This is a genomic window from Streptomyces sp. A18, from assembly GCF_059026065.1.
The window spans coordinates 1-372 of sequence record NZ_JBWLKL010000162.1 but is presented as its reverse complement, the minus strand read 5'-3'; the positions used below and the strand labels follow the sequence as shown (position 1 = coordinate 372).

The 372-nt window shown below is 71.2% G+C and carries 1 protein-coding gene; it reads right to left on the bottom strand.

From position 1 onward, the window contains the following. On the bottom strand, positions 1-372 hold a 372-nt coding region (locus tag AC5P1C_RS43975), incomplete at both ends, for a DUF2637 domain-containing protein (RefSeq protein ID WP_493871612.1).

The following is a 372-nucleotide window of genomic DNA, read 5'->3' as shown; positions in this document are numbered from 1 at the left end:
TCGACGGGGGCCTTGCGGCGCCAGGAGCGGCCGAAGCGGGCCTGGAGGCGGGCCTGGTAGATGAGGCGGTCCTGCTCCAGCTTGATGACCTGCTCGTAGGAGCGAAGTTCCCACAGCTTCATCCGGCGCCACAGCTTGAAGGTGGGGATGGGGGACAGGAGCCAGCGGGTGAGGCGTACGCCTTCCATGTGCTTGTCGGCCGTGATGTCCGCGATCCGGCCCACCGCGTGCCGCGCCGCCTCGACGGCGACCACGAACAGGATCGGGATGACGGCGTGCATGCCCACGCCCAGCGGGTCGGGCCAGGCCGCCGCGCCGTTGAAGGCGATCGTCGCCGCCGTCAGGAGCCACGCCGTCTGGCGCAGCAGCGGG